The 16,586-nt window shown below is 72.5% G+C and carries 14 protein-coding genes; 5 read left to right on the forward strand and 9 right to left on the reverse strand.

The annotated features are described in order from the left end of the window. The first annotated feature begins 165 nt into the window (after positions 1-165). Entirely contained in the window at positions 166-1,533 is a 1,368-nt protein-coding gene (locus tag QRN89_RS30880; protein WP_290353927.1) for an SDR family NAD(P)-dependent oxidoreductase, read from the forward strand. Positions 1,534-1,777: 244 nt separating this feature from the next. Here QRN89_RS30880 and QRN89_RS30885 read toward each other — a convergent pair whose 3' ends face one another. The 6 genes from QRN89_RS30885 to rox all read right to left on the reverse strand — a co-directional run bounded on the left by QRN89_RS30885 (position 1,778) and on the right by rox (position 9,343). After that, the gene (locus QRN89_RS30885; RefSeq protein ID WP_290353928.1) at positions 1,778-2,647 is read right to left on the reverse strand and encodes a chitosanase; all 870 of its coding nucleotides are present in this window, start codon (positions 2,645-2,647) and stop codon (positions 1,778-1,780) included. Positions 2,648-2,956: 309 nt separating this feature from the next. Beyond that, complete coding sequence (locus tag QRN89_RS30890; protein WP_290352706.1) at positions 2,957-3,931, reverse strand: acyl-ACP desaturase; 975 nt, start codon at positions 3,929-3,931, stop codon at positions 2,957-2,959. Positions 3,932-4,114: 183 nt separating this feature from the next. Next, complete coding sequence (gene ddaH, locus QRN89_RS30895; protein ID WP_290352707.1) at positions 4,115-4,891, reverse strand: dimethylargininase; 777 nt, start codon at positions 4,889-4,891, stop codon at positions 4,115-4,117. 315 nt (positions 4,892-5,206) lie between these two features. Further along, a complete protein-coding gene (locus tag QRN89_RS30900; RefSeq protein ID WP_290352708.1) occupies positions 5,207-6,847 on the reverse strand; it encodes an ABC-F family ATP-binding cassette domain-containing protein in 1,641 nt (546 codons plus the stop codon). Positions 6,848-7,129: 282 nt separating this feature from the next. After that, positions 7,130-7,546, reverse strand: a complete 417-nt coding sequence (gene ssgD, locus QRN89_RS30905; protein WP_290352709.1) for a spore wall synthesis regulator SsgD — start codon at positions 7,544-7,546, stop codon at positions 7,130-7,132. A gap of 360 nt (positions 7,547-7,906) precedes the next feature. Continuing rightward, on the reverse strand, positions 7,907-9,343 hold the full coding sequence (rox, locus tag QRN89_RS30910; RefSeq protein WP_290352710.1) for a rifampin monooxygenase: 1,437 nt from the start codon (positions 9,341-9,343) through the stop codon (positions 7,907-7,909). Between the two features lie 521 nt (positions 9,344-9,864). Between rox and QRN89_RS30915 the strand changes: the two genes are divergently transcribed. Continuing rightward, positions 9,865-10,962, forward strand: a complete 1,098-nt coding sequence (locus QRN89_RS30915) for a WD40/YVTN/BNR-like repeat-containing protein (protein WP_290352711.1) — start codon at positions 9,865-9,867, stop codon at positions 10,960-10,962. 163 nt (positions 10,963-11,125) lie between these two features. On the opposite strand, the gene QRN89_RS30920 is transcribed toward QRN89_RS30915, so the two are convergent. Next, complete coding sequence (locus QRN89_RS30920) at positions 11,126-11,425, reverse strand: YciI family protein (protein ID WP_290352712.1); 300 nt, start codon at positions 11,423-11,425, stop codon at positions 11,126-11,128. A gap of 39 nt (positions 11,426-11,464) precedes the next feature. On the opposite strand from QRN89_RS30920, the gene QRN89_RS30925 reads away from it, so the two are divergent. Beyond that, the gene (locus QRN89_RS30925; protein WP_290352713.1) at positions 11,465-12,148 is read left to right on the forward strand and encodes an endonuclease V; all 684 of its coding nucleotides are present in this window, start codon (positions 11,465-11,467) and stop codon (positions 12,146-12,148) included. 328 nt (positions 12,149-12,476) lie between these two features. After that, positions 12,477-13,454: an SLAC1 family transporter gene (locus tag QRN89_RS30930; RefSeq protein ID WP_290352714.1), complete on the forward strand. Its 978-nt coding sequence runs from the start codon at positions 12,477-12,479 to the stop codon at positions 13,452-13,454. A 132-nt stretch (positions 13,455-13,586) separates the two neighbouring features. On the opposite strand, the gene QRN89_RS30935 is transcribed toward QRN89_RS30930, so the two are convergent. Then, the gene (locus tag QRN89_RS30935; RefSeq protein WP_290352715.1) at positions 13,587-14,414 is read right to left on the reverse strand and encodes an alpha/beta fold hydrolase; all 828 of its coding nucleotides are present in this window, start codon (positions 14,412-14,414) and stop codon (positions 13,587-13,589) included. A gap of 382 nt (positions 14,415-14,796) precedes the next feature. Beyond that, positions 14,797-15,987: a saccharopine dehydrogenase family protein gene (locus QRN89_RS30940; protein WP_290352716.1), complete on the reverse strand. Its 1,191-nt coding sequence runs from the start codon at positions 15,985-15,987 to the stop codon at positions 14,797-14,799. 95 nt (positions 15,988-16,082) lie between these two features. Here QRN89_RS30940 and QRN89_RS30945 point away from each other — a divergent pair, with 95 nt between their 5' ends. Next, complete coding sequence (locus tag QRN89_RS30945) at positions 16,083-16,466, forward strand: MmcQ/YjbR family DNA-binding protein (RefSeq protein WP_290352717.1); 384 nt, start codon at positions 16,083-16,085, stop codon at positions 16,464-16,466. Positions 16,467-16,586: the final 120 nt, after the last annotated feature.

The raw sequence follows: 16,586 nt of genomic DNA on the forward strand, positions 1-16,586 counted from the left end.
CGCGCGCCCGAAGTGCTCCCCTCGCGGTCTCTCAGTCTCGCGGTCTTGCGGTCTCGCGGTCAGACCGTCGCCCGGGCGCGGCAACGCCGTACGCCTTCCGGGCGAGGGGAATTCAGGATGCCCACACGCGCCGGCGCTGGCTACGATCACCTGCGCATGAAGCAGATGTACGCGACGGCGACGGGCGCCGCCCCGGACGCGTCGGACGGCACGGTCACGGACGAGGAACTGGCCGCTTTCGGCCGGACGGTGGAGCGGCTGCGGGGCCTTCCCCTGGAGGATCCGGCGCGGATCCGCGGCGAGGAGATCGCCGCGTCCTTCGCCCGCGAGAGCCGGAACAAGCGCCGCAAGGCCCGTCGGCGGGAGCGCTCCGACGCCGATGCCCTGCTCAGCGCTGCCACGGCGACCGGCGCCCTCGACCGTCGTGAGGACGCCGCGCTGGAGTCCCGTCGCGGCACCGTGGGGACCTTCCTTAAGCCCCGTCATTGCTATGTCTGCAAGTCGCTGTATCGACAGGCGGATGCCTTCTACCACCGGCTCTGCCCCGACTGCGCGCGGGACAACACCACGCGGCGCGCGCTGCGCACCGACCTGTCCGGCCGCCGCGTCCTCCTCACCGGCGGCCGTGTGAAGATCGGCTTCCAGCTGGCCCTGATGATGCTGCGCGACGGCGCGCACGTGCTGGTCACGAGCCGTTTCCCGCAGGACGCCCTGCGTCGGTTCCACGCCGTGCCGGGCAGTGGGGAGTGGATCGACCGGCTGACCGTCGTCGCGATCGACCTCCGCGACCCGCGCCAGGTCCTCGGGCTGTGCGACCGGCTGCGGGCCGACGGCGAGCCGCTCGACATCCTCGTCAACAACGCCGCGCAGACCATACGCAGGCCGCCCGAGTCGTACGCGCTGCTCGCGTCCGGCGAGGGCGGCGACCGTCCGGCGGGTGTGCTGGCCGCCCCCGGGTACGTGCCGGCGGCGGTCACCGCGGGCCCGTCCGCCCCGCTCGACCTGGTGCTCGACGGCGCCGACGAGGCCGGGCTGCTGCCCGACCTCTCAGCCGCCAACTCCTGGTCGGCGCGCATCGGCGAGCTCGACCCGGCCGAGCTCCTGGAGGTGCAGCTCGTCAACTCCGTCGCCCCCGCGCTGCTGTGCGACCGGCTGCTTCCGCTGCTGCTCGCCTCGCCCCGGCCGCGCCGCTACGTCGTCAACGTGTCGGCCGTCGAGGGCCGGTTCGCCGTGCGCAACAAGACCGGCGGCCACCCCCACACCAACATGGCGAAGGCGGCGCTGAACATGCTGACCCGTACGAGCGCGGCGGAACTCGCCGCTCAGGGCGTGCACATGTGCAGCGTGGACACGGGATGGATCACCGACGAGAACCCGGCCCCGCGGAAGGCGCGGATCGCGGCGGTGGGCACCCGTACGCCGCTCGACGTCGTCGACGGAGCGGCCCGTGTGTACGACCCGGTCGTACGGGGCGAGGCGGGCGCGCCGCTGTCCGGGGTCTTCCTCAAGGACTACCGGGTCGCCGACTGGTGACGGCGGAGGCGGCAGCGGGACCTGGCGGCACCGGCTCCGGTCCGGCCGCGCCACGGCACCGTCCGGACCCGGACCGGAGAGGCCCGGTCGGCTCCGGTCGCGCGTCGGGTCGGGTTCGGTCGGGTCAGGTCCGGACGGGGCGCGGCCCGGGTCCGGTCGCGGTCAGGTCCGGACGGCCGTCGCGGTCAGGTCCCGCCACGGCACGGGCCGGGCCCCGTGCCCGGCCGTGCCCGGCGCACGGGCGTCAGGAAGCGGGGATCCGGAACGTCTCCCCGTACATCCGCCACTCCAGCGGCGCGGCCAGCTTCATGTTGCCGTTGCGCAGGAAAACCCGCTGCGCCGTGTCGATGCGCGAGGTGTCGCGCTGGGCGGAACCGATCCGGGTCCGCATCGCCGAGCGGCTCTCGTCGAGGAAGGCGTTCAGATACGCCTTCTCAGCGCCGCCCTCCGCCGCCGTCCGGGCCTTCTTCATGGCGGCCTGGCGGATGCCGTAGAACCCGTCGGGTTCGAGGCCCGGGCCGTGCAGCAGCATCGCGTCGTAGTAGATGAACTGGCCGAGCGTGCCGAGCCCGTCCATCTTGGCGAGCCGGACGGCGGGGTCGAAGTAGATCCGGTCGCGGGCGGCGTTCTGCGCGGCGCGGAAGGCCGGCTTCCCGGCCTCCGCGACCCAGGCGTCGGTGAAGCCGGGGTCCAGCCCCTCGTGCGAGTCGGTGCCGTCGACCTCCCTGAGGGCGGGGAGGTACCGGGCCAGACCGTTGTCCGGGTGGTCGGCGGTGTACGCCTCGACCAGCTGCAGCATGTCGTTGGTGCCGGAGCAGAACCCGATGATCCCGGCGGTGTAGCCGTTGCCGTCGCCGAGGTCCTCGATGGCGTCGTACTGACCGCGCCAGTCCAGGGTGGAGTGCTCGGCGGTGGACACCAGCCGCGCGGCGATCTCCTTCTTGGCGGGGTCCGCGAGCCCGGCGGGCATTTTGGCGATCCTGGCCTCCAGCGCCTGCCGCTCGGAGGCCGTGCCCGACTTGAGGGGGTTCTGCACGGGGGCCGCCGTGGTGCGGGCCTCGCGCGGACGGTCGGCGAGCGGGATCTCGTCCTCGCTGCCGACGCCGAGGATCATGGACACGACGATGGCCACCGGGGCGCCTATGAGGATGATGCGGGTCGCGGGCTTCACGCCGGACAGATTACGGGGCGCGTCCAGGCCGGCGGACGGCCGTCCCCGCCGAACACCGCGTTCCGGCCGGCGGAGGTCTCCGGCCGGGCCACGACGCCGACCGCCCCCGTCGCGTCGTGCGACGGGGGCGGAGGTTCCCCGCGGGCACCGGCCGGTGCCCGCGGGTACGGGTGGGAGCGGCGCACACCCGCGGGCGGCCATGAACTCCGCCTCGTTCGCGCCCGGCGATTCCGTCGGAGCGGCGCGCCCGGGTCAGCCCTTCGCGCGGGCCGCCAGCCGGGCCTTGCGGGCCGCGAGCTTCTCGTCGAACTTGGCGGCCTCGGAGTCCAGCCCGCCCATGTACAGTCCCAGTTCCTCCTGTGCCTTCACGCCCTCGGGGCCGAGCCCGTCGATCTCCATCACCTTCAGGAAGCGCAGCACCGGCTGCAGCACGTCGTCGTGGTGGATCCGCAGGTTGTAGATCTCACCGATCGCCATCTGCGCCGCCGCGCGCTCGAATCCCGGTATCCCGTGCCCGGGCATCCGGAAGTTCACCACGACGTCCCGCACGGCCTGCATGGTCAGGTCCGGCGCGATCTCGAAGGCCGCGCCGAGCAGATTGCGGTAGAAGACCATGTGCAGGTTCTCGTCGGTGGCGATCCGCGACAGCATCCGGTCGCAGACGGGGTCGCCCGACTGGTGGCCCGTGTTGCGGTGCGAGATACGCGTGGCGAGCTCCTGGAAGGCCACGTACGCGACCGAGTGCAGCATCGAGTGGCGGTTGTCGGACTCGAAGCCCTCCGACATGTGCGCCATACGGAACTGCTCGAGCTTGTCCGGGTCGACGGCCCGCGAGGTCAGCAGGTAGTCGCGCATGACGATGCCGTGCCGGCCCTCCTCGGCGGTCCAGCGGTGCACCCAGGTGCCCCAGGCGCCGTCGCGGCCGAAGAGCGTCGCGATCTCGTGGTGGTAGCTGGGCAGGTTGTCCTCGGTCAGCAGATTGACGACGAGGGCGGTCTTCCCCACGTCGGTGACCTTGGACTGACCGGGCTCCCACTCCTCGCCGTCTTCGAAGAGGCCGGGGAAGTTCCGGCCGTCCGACCACGGCACGTACTCGTGGGGCATCCAGTCCTTGGCGACCTTGAGGTGGCGGTTGAGCTCCTTCTCCACAACCTCCTCCAGCGCGTACAGCAGCCGGGCGTCGGTCCACACTTCCGAACTGCCGAGGTGGGGAGAGGTGATCGTCACGGGGGCTCCTGGGGACGGGTGGGGGAGGGACGTCGTCGTGCGGTACGCACGACACCGACGGCAAGGCACTGGCCGGATCACGGCATGCGACTTACCTACGACCTCGTAGGTTACGAAACCGTAGGTTAAAGGTGCAGTAAGCCATAGACCAAGCGCGCGGCCGTGATGTCCCCCTGCGTGCCGTTATGTATGCAGGTCCCGGAGTCGTACGGAGAGACACGTCACGCAGCCCTCGAGCTTCTCGAACTCGCTGATGTCCACCGGAACCGGTTCATATCCGAGGTCGGCGAACAGCTCCGCCGTCTTGGGAGCGCTCGCCGCCATCAGCAGTTTTGCGCCACCGAGGAGGACCACATGCGCCCCGGCCTCCTCGGGGACGGGCAGGAACCGGGGGAACAGCGACGGCTGCTCGACCAGCGGCTCGTAACCGATCACGGTCCCGTCGGGCAGGGCGGTCACCGCCGACTTCAGATGGAGTACGCGCGACACGGGTACGGCGACGACCCGCGCGCCCAGCGGCTCGAAGGCCGCGCGCAGCTGCTGCACCCCGGCCGCGTTCGTCCGCCCGCCGCGGCCCACGTAGACGGTGTCGCCGATCTTGAGCACGTCGCCCCCGTCGAGCGTGCCCGGCTCCCAGACCCAGTTCACCGAGCAGCCGAGCCTCGCCACGGCCTCCTCCACCCCGGCCGTCTCCGGGCGGCGGGTCTCGGCCCCCGAGCGGGCGATGAGGGCGACGTTGCGGAACATCACCACGCTGTCCTCGATGAAGACGCCGTCGGGGCAGTCGTCGGCGGGCTCGGCCTCGATCGTCTCCCAGCCGTGCGCCCGCAGGGCCTCGCCGTACGCCTTCCACTGGGCGAGCGCCGCCCGTGCGTCGACGGCGCGGCGCTCCACATGGGTGACCAGGCCGTCCGCCACGCGGGGGCTCGGGCGTCGGATCAGTGCTTTTCTGCTCGGCACAGGCTCTCCAGGGACCGAATTGGGGGGCGGCAGGGCCATCATGAGCCCCACCTGCCCGATTCCGTCCCGTCCCACACGGCGCGCGCCGCCCGTGCGTCCGGCCGCCCCTGGTGAGCGGGCGGGTGGCCGTGCGCGGCGGCCTCGGGTGCCACGCCGCCGGAGGCCGCGGCAGCGCGGCCGGGACCGCCGTGTCGGCGGCCAGGGCCCGCCGGCACGGCCGGCGGAGGCGCGGATGACCCGTGCCAGGCCGGCGCAGGCGGCCAGGTGCCGGCCGTGGCGAAGGCGCCGGCCGGTCGTCACGGCGGGCTCAACCGGTCATCCCCCCATCAGCTCCTCCCGTACCTCCTCGGCGGACGTGGGCCGCAGCTCACCGTCGAGCAGCAGCCAGCGGGTGATCCCCAGTGACTCCAGGAACGTCACGTCGTGGCTGGCCACGATCAGCGCGCCTTCGTACGCCTCCAGGGCCTCCGTGAGCCCCCGCACGCTCGCCATGTCGAGATTGTTCGTCGGCTCGTCCAGCATCAGCAGCTGCGGGGCGGGCTCGGCGAGCAGCAGCGCCGCCAGCGCGGCGCGGAACCGCTCGCCCCCGGAGAGCGTTCCCGCCGGGCGATCGGCCCGTGCCCCCCGGAACAGGAAGCGGGCCAGCCGCGCCCGGATCGCGTTGTCCGTCGCCTCGGGCGCGAACCGTGCCACGTTCCCTACGACGCTCAGCCCGTCGTCCAGCACGTCCAGCCGTTGCGGGAGGAAGCGCAGCGGCACCTGGGCCGCCACCTCACCCGAGACCGGCTGCAACTCCCCGGCGATCGTGCGGAGCAGGGTCGTCTTGCCGGCCCCGTTCCGCCCGACGAGGGCGATCCGCTCCGGACCGCGCAGATCGAACTCGCCCTGCACCCGGGCCCCGTAGCGGAGCTCCACGTCGGACAGCCGCAGGACGCCCAGGCCCGGATGGACCTTGGTGTACGGCAGTTCGACGCGGATCTCGTCGTCGTCCCGCACCGCGTCCACGGCATCCGCGAGCCGCTCCTTCGCCTCGGTCAGCTTCTCGGCGTGCATCGTGCGGTGCTTGCCCGCGGAGACCTGCGCCTGGCGTTTGCGCGCGCCCATCACGATCTTCGGCTCGCGCTTCTGCTCGAACATCTTTTGCCCGTAGCGCTTGCGGCGGGCCAGTTTGACCTGGGCCTCGGCCAGTTCGCGCTTCTGGCGCTGGACATCGGCCTCGGCCACGCGGACCATCCGCTCGGCGGCGTCCTGCTCGACGGCCAGCGCCTCCTCGTAGTCCGAGTAGGTGCCGCCGTACCAGGTCACCTCGCCGTCGCGGAGATCGGCGATCTGGTCGACCCGCTCCAGGAGTTCACGGTCGTGGCTGACCACGATCATCACTCCGGACCAGGCCTCCACGGCCTCGTACAGCCGCGCGCGGGCGAAGAGGTCCAGGTTGTTCGTCGGCTCGTCGAGCAGGAGCACATCGGGTCGCGCCAGCAGCAGCGCCGCGAGCCTGAGCAGCACGCACTCGCCGCCCGACATCTCGCCGACGGTCCGGTCGAGGCCGACGTGCCCGAGCCCCAGCTGATCGAGGGTGGCGCGGGCCCGCTCCTCCACGTCCCAGTCGTCGCCGACCGCCGTGAAGTGCTCCTCCCGTGCGTCGCCCGCCTCGATGGCGTGCAGCGCCGCACGGGTGGCGGCGATCCCGAGGGCCACGTCCACGCGCAACGCCGTGTCCAGCACGGCGTTCTGCGGCAGATAGCCGACCTCACCCGCGATCCGCACAGCGCCCTCCGTGGGCGAGAGCTCTCCGGCGATCAGCCGCAGCAGCGTGGACTTGCCCGAGCCGTTGAGTCCGATCAGCCCCGTTCTGCCGGGGCCGACGGCCAGCTGGAACTCCTCGAGGACGGGAGTGCCGTCCGGCCAGGAGAAGGACAGCGAGGAGCAGGTCACATAGGTGGGGAAGGTAGACATACGGTCTCCCTGTTGCGTGAGAAGAAAAAGGGGCAACGGGTGAGACACCGGTCGGACGGCACAAAGGCCCTGGTCCGGGAACGGGACGGCTCGTACGCCGAGGTCGCACACGGGCACGCGGGCGGAAAGCCGCGTGACACGGTGTCTCAGGACCTCAGACGAGCAACGTCCTTCTCCGATCGACGACAACAGGGCCGGTCACGAAAATACGCCCGGCAGGGGCGGTCGGCAAACGATTTGTGAACGGGGCGGCGGATGCCGCCGAGGGGCGCTCCGGCGGCCTCAGTGGGCGTCGCGCATCAGCTCGGCCAGGTCCGCGTCCAGGTCCAGGTGGAGGTGCTCCCGGCCGGCCGGCACGAGTCCCTGGGCCCGCTTCAGGAAGCGGCGCAGTTCGGACGTGCGGATGTGCATCATCGCGGTGCCCTCGGGGGCGTGGAACTCCAGGACGGTCCGGTCGTAGCCGTAGGGCCGCACGCGCACGTCACCCAGCCCCGCGGGCTCGTCCATGCCCTGCACCAGCAGATCGCGCGAGAACGCCCAGGACACGTCGGTGCCCTCCAGTGTGGCCGGTGCGGGGAACGACATGCTCACGGCGAACGGGTCGCGGCAGTCGTACCGCAGGGTCGCCGGCACGGATTCCATACGTGGCGCGGAGGCGACCAGACGGACCTGTACGGCCTGCTCGATAACGCTGGACAAGGCCCGCTCCCTCACGTCGCTGCTGCCGGACGACACTTTTCTGCCACAGAGGAGGACGACCGGACGACGGAATCCGTGCATCGGCCGGGTGCGTGAGCTGCGTCACCGCGCGGAGGAGCGGGCGGGTCGGCGGGCGCCGGGGGCCGTGGCCTCGCCGACGGCGCCTCCCGACCGCTCCTGCGGGGTCCGGGGAGGCCCGGAAGTCGTGAACGCCCACGCCTCCTCCCGACCGCTGCCGTGCGGTCCGCGGAGGCCAGGGGCCGTGAGCCCAGGGGTCGTGAGCCCAGGGGTCGTGACGCCCGCACCGGGCATCCCGGAACGCGCGTCGGTGGCGGCGGAGCCCGGCGGCGAGGCGCCCGCTCACTCTGCGGCGGCGCCGAACCACCGCCCCAGCCGGACGAGCAGCTCCTGCTGGTCCTCGCCGACCCACGCCACATGGCCGTCCGGCCGCAGCAGCACCGCCGGCACGTCCGGATCCCCACCGGCGTCGACGACGTGGTCGACCCGGTCCGCCCAGCCCGCCGCCGACAGCCGGCCGGTGCGGTCGAGCAGCAGTCCGCGGCCGCCGTGCATCAGATCGTAGAGGCGCCCCTGCTTCAGCTCCACGTCCCGCATCCGCCGCCCGAGCAGGTCGTGGCCCTCACCGAGGTCGTAGCGCACCCCGACCGCCGTGATCATCTCGGTCACATACAGGTTCACCGCCTCGAACTCCATCAGCCTCGCGAACAGCCCGCGCAGCGCGGTCGCCCCCGGATCGGTACCCAGCAGCGCGATCTGCGCCCGGGTGTTGTCCAGCACGGCGGCTCCCACCGGGTGCCGTTCGGCGTGGTAGCTGTCCAGCAGCCCCTCCGGCGCCGAGCCGTTGACCTCGGCGGCCAGCTTCCAGCCGAGATTGAAGGCGTCCTGCACGCCGAGGTTGAGCCCCTGCCCGCCGGTCGGCGGGTGGATGTGCGCCGCGTCCCCGGCCAGCAGCACCCGGCCGGCCCGGTAGCGCTCGGCCTGCCGGGTGGCGTCCCCGAACCGGGACAGCCAGCGCGGCGAGTGAGCGCCGAAGTCGGTGCCCGCGAAGGCCCGCAGCTGCGTCCTGAACTCCTCGAGCGTCGGCGCGGTCGCACGGTCCTCGGCCACACCGTCGGCGGGCACGACGACACGGAACACCCCCTTGTTGCCGTCCACGTCGGGAACGGCGCCGAACCGCAGCTGGGTCCTGCGGACTTCCTCGACGACGGCGGCGACCGTCGCCGCGTCCTCGGTCAACTCCATGTCACCCAGCAGGGTCTCGACCGTGGCGGGCTCGCCCGGGAAGCCGACACCGAGCAGTTTGCGCACCATGCTTCGGCCGCCGTCGCAGCCGACGAGGTATCGCGAGCGCAGCCGTGTGCCGTCGGCAGACTCGGCGGTCACCCCGTCGTCGTCCTGGCTCAGCCCGACCAGTTCGAAGCCGCGGCGGATCTCGGCGCCGAGCTCGACGGCGCGTTCGGCGAGCAGGCGCTCAGTGACGGTCTGCGGGGTGGCGAGGCCGTACGGGTGTGCCGTGTCCAACCCGTCCGGCCACGGCGAGGCCACTCCGGCGAACGGGCCGCCCACCGTGAACGGCTCGCTGACCGCGAGGAACCGGTCCAGCAGGCCGCGTTGGGCCATCACCTCGACGCTGCGCACGTGCAGTCCGCGTCCGCGGGACTGCCGGGTCGGCTCGTCCAGCTTCTCGAGCACGACCGTGCGTACCCCTGCCAGCCGCAGTTCAGCGGCCAGCATCAGCCCGGTCGGTCCGGCGCCGACAACGATCACGTCAATCACAAAAGCCCCATTTCCGCAGGTTCTGGCTTCGGTCGAGGATTCTGCGGTACGACCGGGGCCTTGCCGCAAGCCCCGGGGTGCGCTATACGTTGAGAGTGGCAAGGAGACGGTGACCTCCTTGCCCTTTGTCTTTCACCGTCCGTCGAGGGCCTTCTCCGCCTTCCCGAGGGGACGTTCCGCCGCAGCCTTCGGGGTCTCTCGGTCGCCCCTCCCGGTCCGGTCGGCGCCGTTCTCTCCCGACGGACACGCCTCCTCGAGCGAAGCGGCAGCGCAGCACAGCGCGAGGGCCGACGGCGCCTCGGGCGGCCGGACAGCGGCCGGTTCGGTTGCGACCGTGCCCGGAGCGCGGATGACTGATCGCGGTTCCCAAGCGCCGTGGAAGGCTCCTGAGCAGCGCAACGGCCCGGTGGGAAAAGGCCCAGGGCCCGGCAGTTGCGGTCGACGGCGAACTCGGGACCCGGCGCGGTACGGAACGGAGGCCCTCTGGACCGGGTGCCGGGGGTCGGCTACGTTCGCGCGCCATGAGACCCAAGGGGAAGTCGAGACGAACGGTGTCGGCGGGGCTGAGCGGTGTGGCGCTTGCCGCCGTCCTGGGTGCGGGCCTGTCGGTACCCGCGCAGGCGGACGCGCGGCACGAGGAGGGCCGGGCACCGCACTGGGAGCTCAAGCAGACCGGGACGGACGTCCGGTTCCGCGGCCTCGCCGCGGTCAGCCGCACGACCGCCTGGCTCGCGGGCTCGAAGGGCACCGTGCTCCGCACCACGGACGGCGGCCGCAGCTGGCGGAACGTCTCCCCGCCGGGCGCGGGCGAGCTGGAGTTCCGTGACGTCGAGGCCTTCGACGCCCGCAGGGCCGTCGTGCTGGCCATCGGCGAGGGCGAGGCGTCGAGGGTGCTGCGCACCGAGGACGGGGGAGCGACCTGGGAGGAGTCGTTCCGCAACACCGACCCCAAGGCGTTCTACGACTGCATCACCTTCTTCGACCCACGGCACGGGCTCGCGATGAGCGACCCCGTCGACGGCAAGTACCGCATCCTCTCCACACGGGACGGCGGCAGGTCGTGGAAGGTGCTGCCGAGCGCGGGGATGCCGGACGCGCAGCCGGGCGAGGCGGGCTTCGCGGCGAGCGGCCAGTGCCTGGTGAGCTCCGGTCCCAGGGACGTCTGGCTCGCGACCGGCGGCGGCGCCACCGCGCGCGTGCTGCACTCCGCGGACCGCGGACTGCACTGGACCGCGGCCGAGTCCACGATCCCGGCCGGTGACCCGGCGCGGGGCGTCTTCGCGCTGGCCTTCCGGGACCGCGCACACGGTCTCGCGGTCGGCGGCGACTACCGCACCGGTCAGGCTTCACCGCAGGCGGGCGCGGTGACCCGGGACGGCGGCCGCACCTGGCGGCAGTCCGCGACCCCGCCGCCCGCCTACCGCTCCGGCGTCGCCTGGCTGCCGCACAGCCGCAGGGCCGCTCTCGCCGTCGGCCCCACGGGCACCGACCTCACCACCGACGCCGGCCGCACCTGGCGCACCGTGGACACCGGCTCGTACGACACCGTCGACTGCACACCGGACTTCGGGTGCTGGGCGGCCGGCGAGAAGGGGCGCGCGGCGCGCCTGGAGTGGTGACGCCACGCCGGTCGCCCTCGTGCCGCCCTGACCGGACGGGCCGGTGCCGGGCCGTTCCACCCGGTACCCGCCCGTCCCCAGGCGCGCACGGCCGTGACACCGGGCGCGGCGCACCGGGTGCGCGAGAGACGGCCCGGAGCGCCCCGTCCCAGCCCCGCGCCCGTCACACGGAGGGCTGCTCCCTGTACTCCTCCAGCGCGGGCGCCGTCTTGGTCGCGATGAACTCCGTGATCCGGTACGCGCACACCCCGGCCTCCGAGTAGGGGTCCGACGCCGCGATCCGCTCGGCGCCCTCGCGGTCGACGCCCGCCGCGAGCAGCACACCGCCGTCGCGCGGGTTCTTGCGGCCGGAGGCGATCAGGACGCCCTCGCCGTACAGCGCGTCCAGCCAGGCGGCATGGGCATCCTGGTGCTCCTCGACGCGTGCGAGCGGTGCCGTGTAGGTCAATTCCATTACGAACATGATCGGCAGGTTAGCCCCACGTCTAGGCTGGGTGTCACCATGACCCTCATCAGGACACCCGCCGACGAGACCGAAGCCCGCGCGGTGCAGGACGAACTCAGGACCCGCGTCGTCCTGGACGAACCCGGCCCGCCGCCGGGCACGGGCCTCGTCACCGGGGTCGACGTGGCCTACGACGACGAGCGCGGCGTCGTCGTCGCGGCCGCCGTCGTCCTCGACGCCGCCACACTCGACGTCGTCGAGGAGACCACCGCGTCGGGCCGGGTCGCCTTCCCCTACGTGCCGGGGCTGCTCGCCTTCCGCGAGATCCCGACGGTGCTCGCCGCGCTGGAGTCGCTGGAGCACGGCCCGGGGCTGGTCGTGTGCGACGGGTACGGACTGGCCCACCCCCGCCGCTTCGGACTGGCCAGCCATCTCGGGGTGCTGACGGGACTGCCGGTCATCGGGGTCGCCAAGAACCCCTTCACGTTCACCTACGACCCGCCGGGCGAGCGGCGCGGTGACGCCTCGGCGCTGGTCGCGGACGACGGCGAGGTGGTGGGGCGGGCGCTGCGCACGCAGGACGGCGTCAAACCGGTCTTCGTCTCGGTCGGCCACCGCGTCTCGCTCGACAACGCCTGCGCCCACACCCTCGCGCTCTCCCCGGACTTCCGCATCCCCGAGTCCACCCGCCGGGCCGACGCCCTGTGCCGCAGGGCGCTGCGCGCGGCGACCACGGGCTGACGGGCCGGTCCGGGCGCCGGGAGGCGTCACTCGGGCCACGGTCGGCCGGGCCGCGGCACCACGGGTCGGCCCGGGGCGCAGGCCGTCGCCGTGGCGCACGGGACCGGGCCCGGTCCACCTCGGCGAAGGTGCGGCCGCGCCGAGCCGCCCTTTTCTGCAAGAGTCCCGGTAGAATTGCCGGTGCCCGCGTTCGTGCCGTTCCCGCGGGGCGGGCCGCCCGGCGTCATCGCCCGGCCGACTCCCGCCGCACCCGCTGCGGGACCCGCCGAGGCGCGCCGCGGATCGCCCGGCGTCCCCCGCGCTTTGCGCTGATTCCAGGGCGGGTGTCATGGCTTCCACCGCTCAGTCCTCGACCGTCAGACTGGTCCATCTCCCTCATTTCGCCATTCCGTTGGGCTTCGCCGGCCTCGGTGGGGCGTGGACCGCAGGTGTGCTGGTCGTGCATGCACCCGAGTGGGTCGACGACACCCTGTACACCGTCGCGGGCGTGCTGTGGCTGATCTTCTCCGCCGTCTACATCGGCGAAAGAGCACGTCACCGAGGTGCGTTCCGCAGCGACCGGGAGAGCGCGGCGTCGGGGGCCGGGGCGGCCTTCCTTCCGGTCGTCGGCATTCTGCTGATCGTGCACTTCGGTCGGTACTTGCCCCTCGCGGCGGCACGGACCGTCTGCTGGATCCTGGTGGCCGCACTCGCCGTGGTTGCCGCGCAGCTGCTCGCGCACTGGCTGACCGGCCAACTGACCTTCCAGCAACTGCATCCCGGCTACACCCTCCCGCTGGTCGCGGGGCCGTTCATCGCAGCCATCGGCCTGGCGAGTGTTCAGGCGGTGTCCGCGGCCAGGGCGGCTCTGGGTGTGGGCATGTTCTTCTGGGTCGTCATCGGCGGCGTCATCACCGCACGCCTCATCACGGGCGGCCCTCTCCCCGAACGGGTCCTGCCGTCCCTGTCCGTGCTGCTCGCCCCGCCGGCGACGGGCGGAATCGCGACCTTCGTGGCCTACCCCGGACCGATCGGGCCTCTGCAACTGGCCTTCTTCGGCGTCTTCGTCGTGATGGCGCTCGTTCAGATCGCGTTGCTCAAGGCGTACCTCTGCCTCCCGTTCAGCCTCGGCTTCTGGAACTTCACCTTTCCCGTCTCCGCCTCGGCCAACTACAGCCTGCGCTGGTTGGGCGAGTCGGAGTTCGACGGCCGGGACGGGCTCGCCTGGGGCGTCCTGGGGCTCGCCACGCTCTTCGTGCTCTCCATCGCCGTGGCGACGGTGCGCGGTCTGACGCCGGCCGTGCGCCGGCGTCTCCGACGCGGTTGACGCCGGGCGCGGTTGACGCCGGGCGCGCGCCGTGCCGGTCGACGGAGGCACGGACGGTGGCACGTGTGCGAGGCGGGTCCGACCACCCAGCCGCGGTCCTCGGACCCGCCTCGGTCGTTGCCGGCGCCCGGCTCAGCCGCGTGCGAACTCGAGGAGGTCCGCGTTGAACTGCTCGGCGAACTCGGGGACCATCGACAGACCGTGGGGTGCTCCCGGATAGACCTTGTAGACCGCGCCCTTGACCAGCTTCGACGACTTGTCCCCGGCGGCCACGATGGGCACGATCTGGTCGTCGTCGCCGTGGACGATCAGGGTGGGGACGTCGATCCTCCTGAGGTCCTCGGTGAGGTCGGTCTCGGAGAACGCCTTGATGCAGTCGTGGGCGCCCTTGATGCCGACGGTCATCGACCACAGCCAGAACTCGTCGCGGGTGCCCTGACTGACGGTCGATCCGTCGCGGTTCGCTCCGTAGAAGGGCGCGCTGAGGTCCTTGTAGTACTGGGACCGGTCGGTGAGGACGCCTTTCCGGATCTCGTCGAAGACCTCGATCGGAAGGCCCTCGGGGTTCGCCTCCGTCTTGAGCATCAGCGGGGGTATCGCGCCCAGCAGTACGGCCTTGGCGACACGGCCGGTGCCGTGCCGTCCCATGTACCGCGTGACTTCGCCGCCGCCCGTCGAGTGGCCCACCAGAATGACGTCCCTGAGATCCAGCGACTCGATGACCGCCGCCAGGTCGTCGGCGTACGTGTCGAGGTCGTTCCCGCCCCACGGCTGACCGGAGCGTCCGCCCCCGCGCCGGTCGTGGGCGACGGCGCGGAACCCGTTGTCCACCATGAACTTCAACTGGGGGTCCCAGGAGTCGGCGGTCAGCGGCCAGCCGTGCGAGAAGACGACGGGCTGACCCGATCCCCAGTCCTTGAAGTAGATCTCTGTGCCGTCCTCGGCCTTGGCGAAGGGCATGGTGGGTTCCTTTCGAAGCTCGTCACTCGTCCAGAACCGCGGGGGTCGAGCGGAGTTCTGGACGACCGGCCGGGAATTGTCACGCCGCGAACCAGCAGCGGACGCACTGGGAAGGCGACGGAGCGGTCAGCAGCGAAAGGCGACCGGAATGAGCACGTCGTTCGACAACGCTACCCGAGAAGCCGCCGATCAGCGCGTTGACCCGATTTCCTACGAGACTTCGGGGAACGAGGTCCGGAATGCCGGGGACGAGTCCGGAATCGTTCGGCAGCGAGCACGGAATCCTTCGCGGACGAGTCCGGAGTGCTTCCGGAAACGTGTCCCGGGGTCGTTTCCGGCAACGACCCCGGGACCATGCCTCCGCGCGCGCCGGACAGCGCCTTCAGCGCGCGTCGGCGACCCGGAAGACGATGCCCGCGGCCCGCAGCCGTGCCAGCAGGGCGTCGCCCATCGCCACGGCCGTGGTGACCTGGCCCGCGGTGGCCGGGAGTTCGTCGAGGGCGAGGCCGAGTGCCGACTCGGCGAGCATCTTCGCCGTCTCGCCGTAGCCGGGGTCCCCACCCGAGACCTCCGTGAAGACCCGGCGGCCGCCGCCCTCGCCGACGAAACGGACCCGGAACCAGCTGCGTTCGCGCTGCTCGGCGCTGGGACCGCGGCCGGGCTCGTACCGGTTCATCAGCCACGCGCGGGCCGGCCCGACCTGCGCCAGCGCGGCGAGGGCGCCGAGCGCGACCGGGCCGCCGAGGGCCATCGGGAGCGTCTTCACCGACGCGTAGTGCCGGTACTGGAAGTCGGGACCGTACCGCTTCAGACCGGCGGCGGAGCGGGCCACGATCCGGGGGTCGAGGGTAGGCAGCGGCAGCGCCCAGGCACCGGTCTCCCGGCTGAAGCGGGGCGCCCCGATCGGCGCCCTCGCGCGGCGGCCCATCAGCCGGGGCTCATGGAGCCTGCGCTCCCGCGCCACGCGCGCGGCCTGTCGCTGCCGGCCCATCGCCGTGAGCGCGGAAGCGAACGTCCCGCCGGAGAAGATCCCGCCGGCGCGGACGAAGCCGTCGACGCGCAGCGGCACGTCCTGCGGGAGTTGCTGCACCGTGAAGTAGACGCCCAGATCGTGCGGCACCGAGTCGAAGCCGCAAGCGTGCACCAGCCGGGCACCCGTCTCACGGGCCCGTGCGTCGTGCCGTATGTAGACGGAGTCGACGAACTCCGGCTCACCGGTGAGGTCGGCGTAGTCCGTGCCGGCCTCCGCGCAGGCGGCGACCAGCGGCTCGCCGTACCAGACGTAGGGACCGACCGTCGTCGCCACTACGCGCGTCGACTCGGCGAGGGCGCGCAAAGAGTTCGCGTCCTCGGCGTCCGCGACGACGAGCGGCAGGTCGGCGCAGGCCGGGTCGAGGGCGGTGAGCCGCTCCCGCAGCTGCTCCAGCCGTGCCCGGCTGCGCCCGGCGACGGCCCAGCGGCAGCCCTCGGGGGCATGCGCGGCCAGATACTCCGCGGTGAGGGTGCCGACGAATCCGGTCGCGCCGAAGAGCACGATGTCGTACGGCCGCTCCGGTCCGTTCTGCCTGTTCACTGGCCCTCCACCCCGCTGTGGGTCCTGTCCCGCGCCGTTTGTCGCCGGCCGAGGCTAGCGTGAGACCGAACGAAGCGCTCCACCGGGAGGACGGGATGACGGCACCGCCGAGGAATGCCCTGGCGAAATGGGAGAAGGTGCGGTCCTTTGCCCTGGACCTGCCGGGAGCCGGCGAGGAGTTCCCCTGGGGGGACACCGTCGTCAAGGTCAACAAGAAGATCTTCGTCTTCATGGGTGTCACCGACGGCAGCCACCCGCTCGGAGTCGGGGTGAAGCTCACGGACGAGGCGTTGCACGCGCACGCGCTCTCCTGTCCCGGCGCGGAGCCGTCGGGGTACGGCCTCGGCAAGGCGGGCTGGGTGCGGATCCCGCTGCTCGGGAAGGGCGCGCCGTCGGCGGAGGAGCTCTGCGACTGGGTCGAGGAGAGCTACCGAGCGATCGCCCCGAAGAAGCTGGTCGCCGAGCTCGACGCGCGCTGACGGCGGCGGCACGGGCGGGCCTCCCCGGGTAGCCCGGCACGCTCGTCTCGTACCGCCCCCCGCCGGCCGGGCGCGCCCGTAACGCGGCGGGCCGCGTCCGTACCGCGCCGCTGCCGGCCC

It is taken from the genome of Streptomyces sp. HUAS CB01, from assembly GCF_030406905.1.
Lineage (GTDB): Bacteria > Actinomycetota > Actinomycetes > Streptomycetales > Streptomycetaceae > Streptomyces > Streptomyces chengbuensis.

Bases quoted from the DNA above. Each gene is read 5' to 3' on its own strand.
- QRN89_RS30880 (WP_290353927.1), top strand. From the start codon at position 166: ATGTACGCGACGGCGACGGGCGCCGCCCCGGACGCGTCGGACGGCACG.
- QRN89_RS30885 (WP_290353928.1), bottom strand. From the start codon at position 2,647: ATGATCCTCGGCGTCGGCAGCGAGGACGAGATCCCGCTCGCCGACCGT.
- QRN89_RS30900 (WP_290352708.1), bottom strand. From the start codon at position 6,847: ATGTCTACCTTCCCCACCTATGTGACCTGCTCCTCGCTGTCCTTCTCC.
- QRN89_RS30915 (WP_290352711.1), top strand. From the start codon at position 9,865: ATGAGACCCAAGGGGAAGTCGAGACGAACGGTGTCGGCGGGGCTGAGC.
- QRN89_RS30920 (WP_290352712.1), bottom strand. From the start codon at position 11,425: ATGTTCGTAATGGAATTGACCTACACGGCACCGCTCGCACGCGTCGAG.
- QRN89_RS30925 (WP_290352713.1), top strand. From the start codon at position 11,465: ATGACCCTCATCAGGACACCCGCCGACGAGACCGAAGCCCGCGCGGTG.
- QRN89_RS30930 (WP_290352714.1), top strand. From the start codon at position 12,477: ATGGCTTCCACCGCTCAGTCCTCGACCGTCAGACTGGTCCATCTCCCT.
- QRN89_RS30935 (WP_290352715.1), bottom strand. From the start codon at position 14,414: ATGCCCTTCGCCAAGGCCGAGGACGGCACAGAGATCTACTTCAAGGAC.
- QRN89_RS30945 (WP_290352717.1), top strand. From the start codon at position 16,083: ATGACGGCACCGCCGAGGAATGCCCTGGCGAAATGGGAGAAGGTGCGG.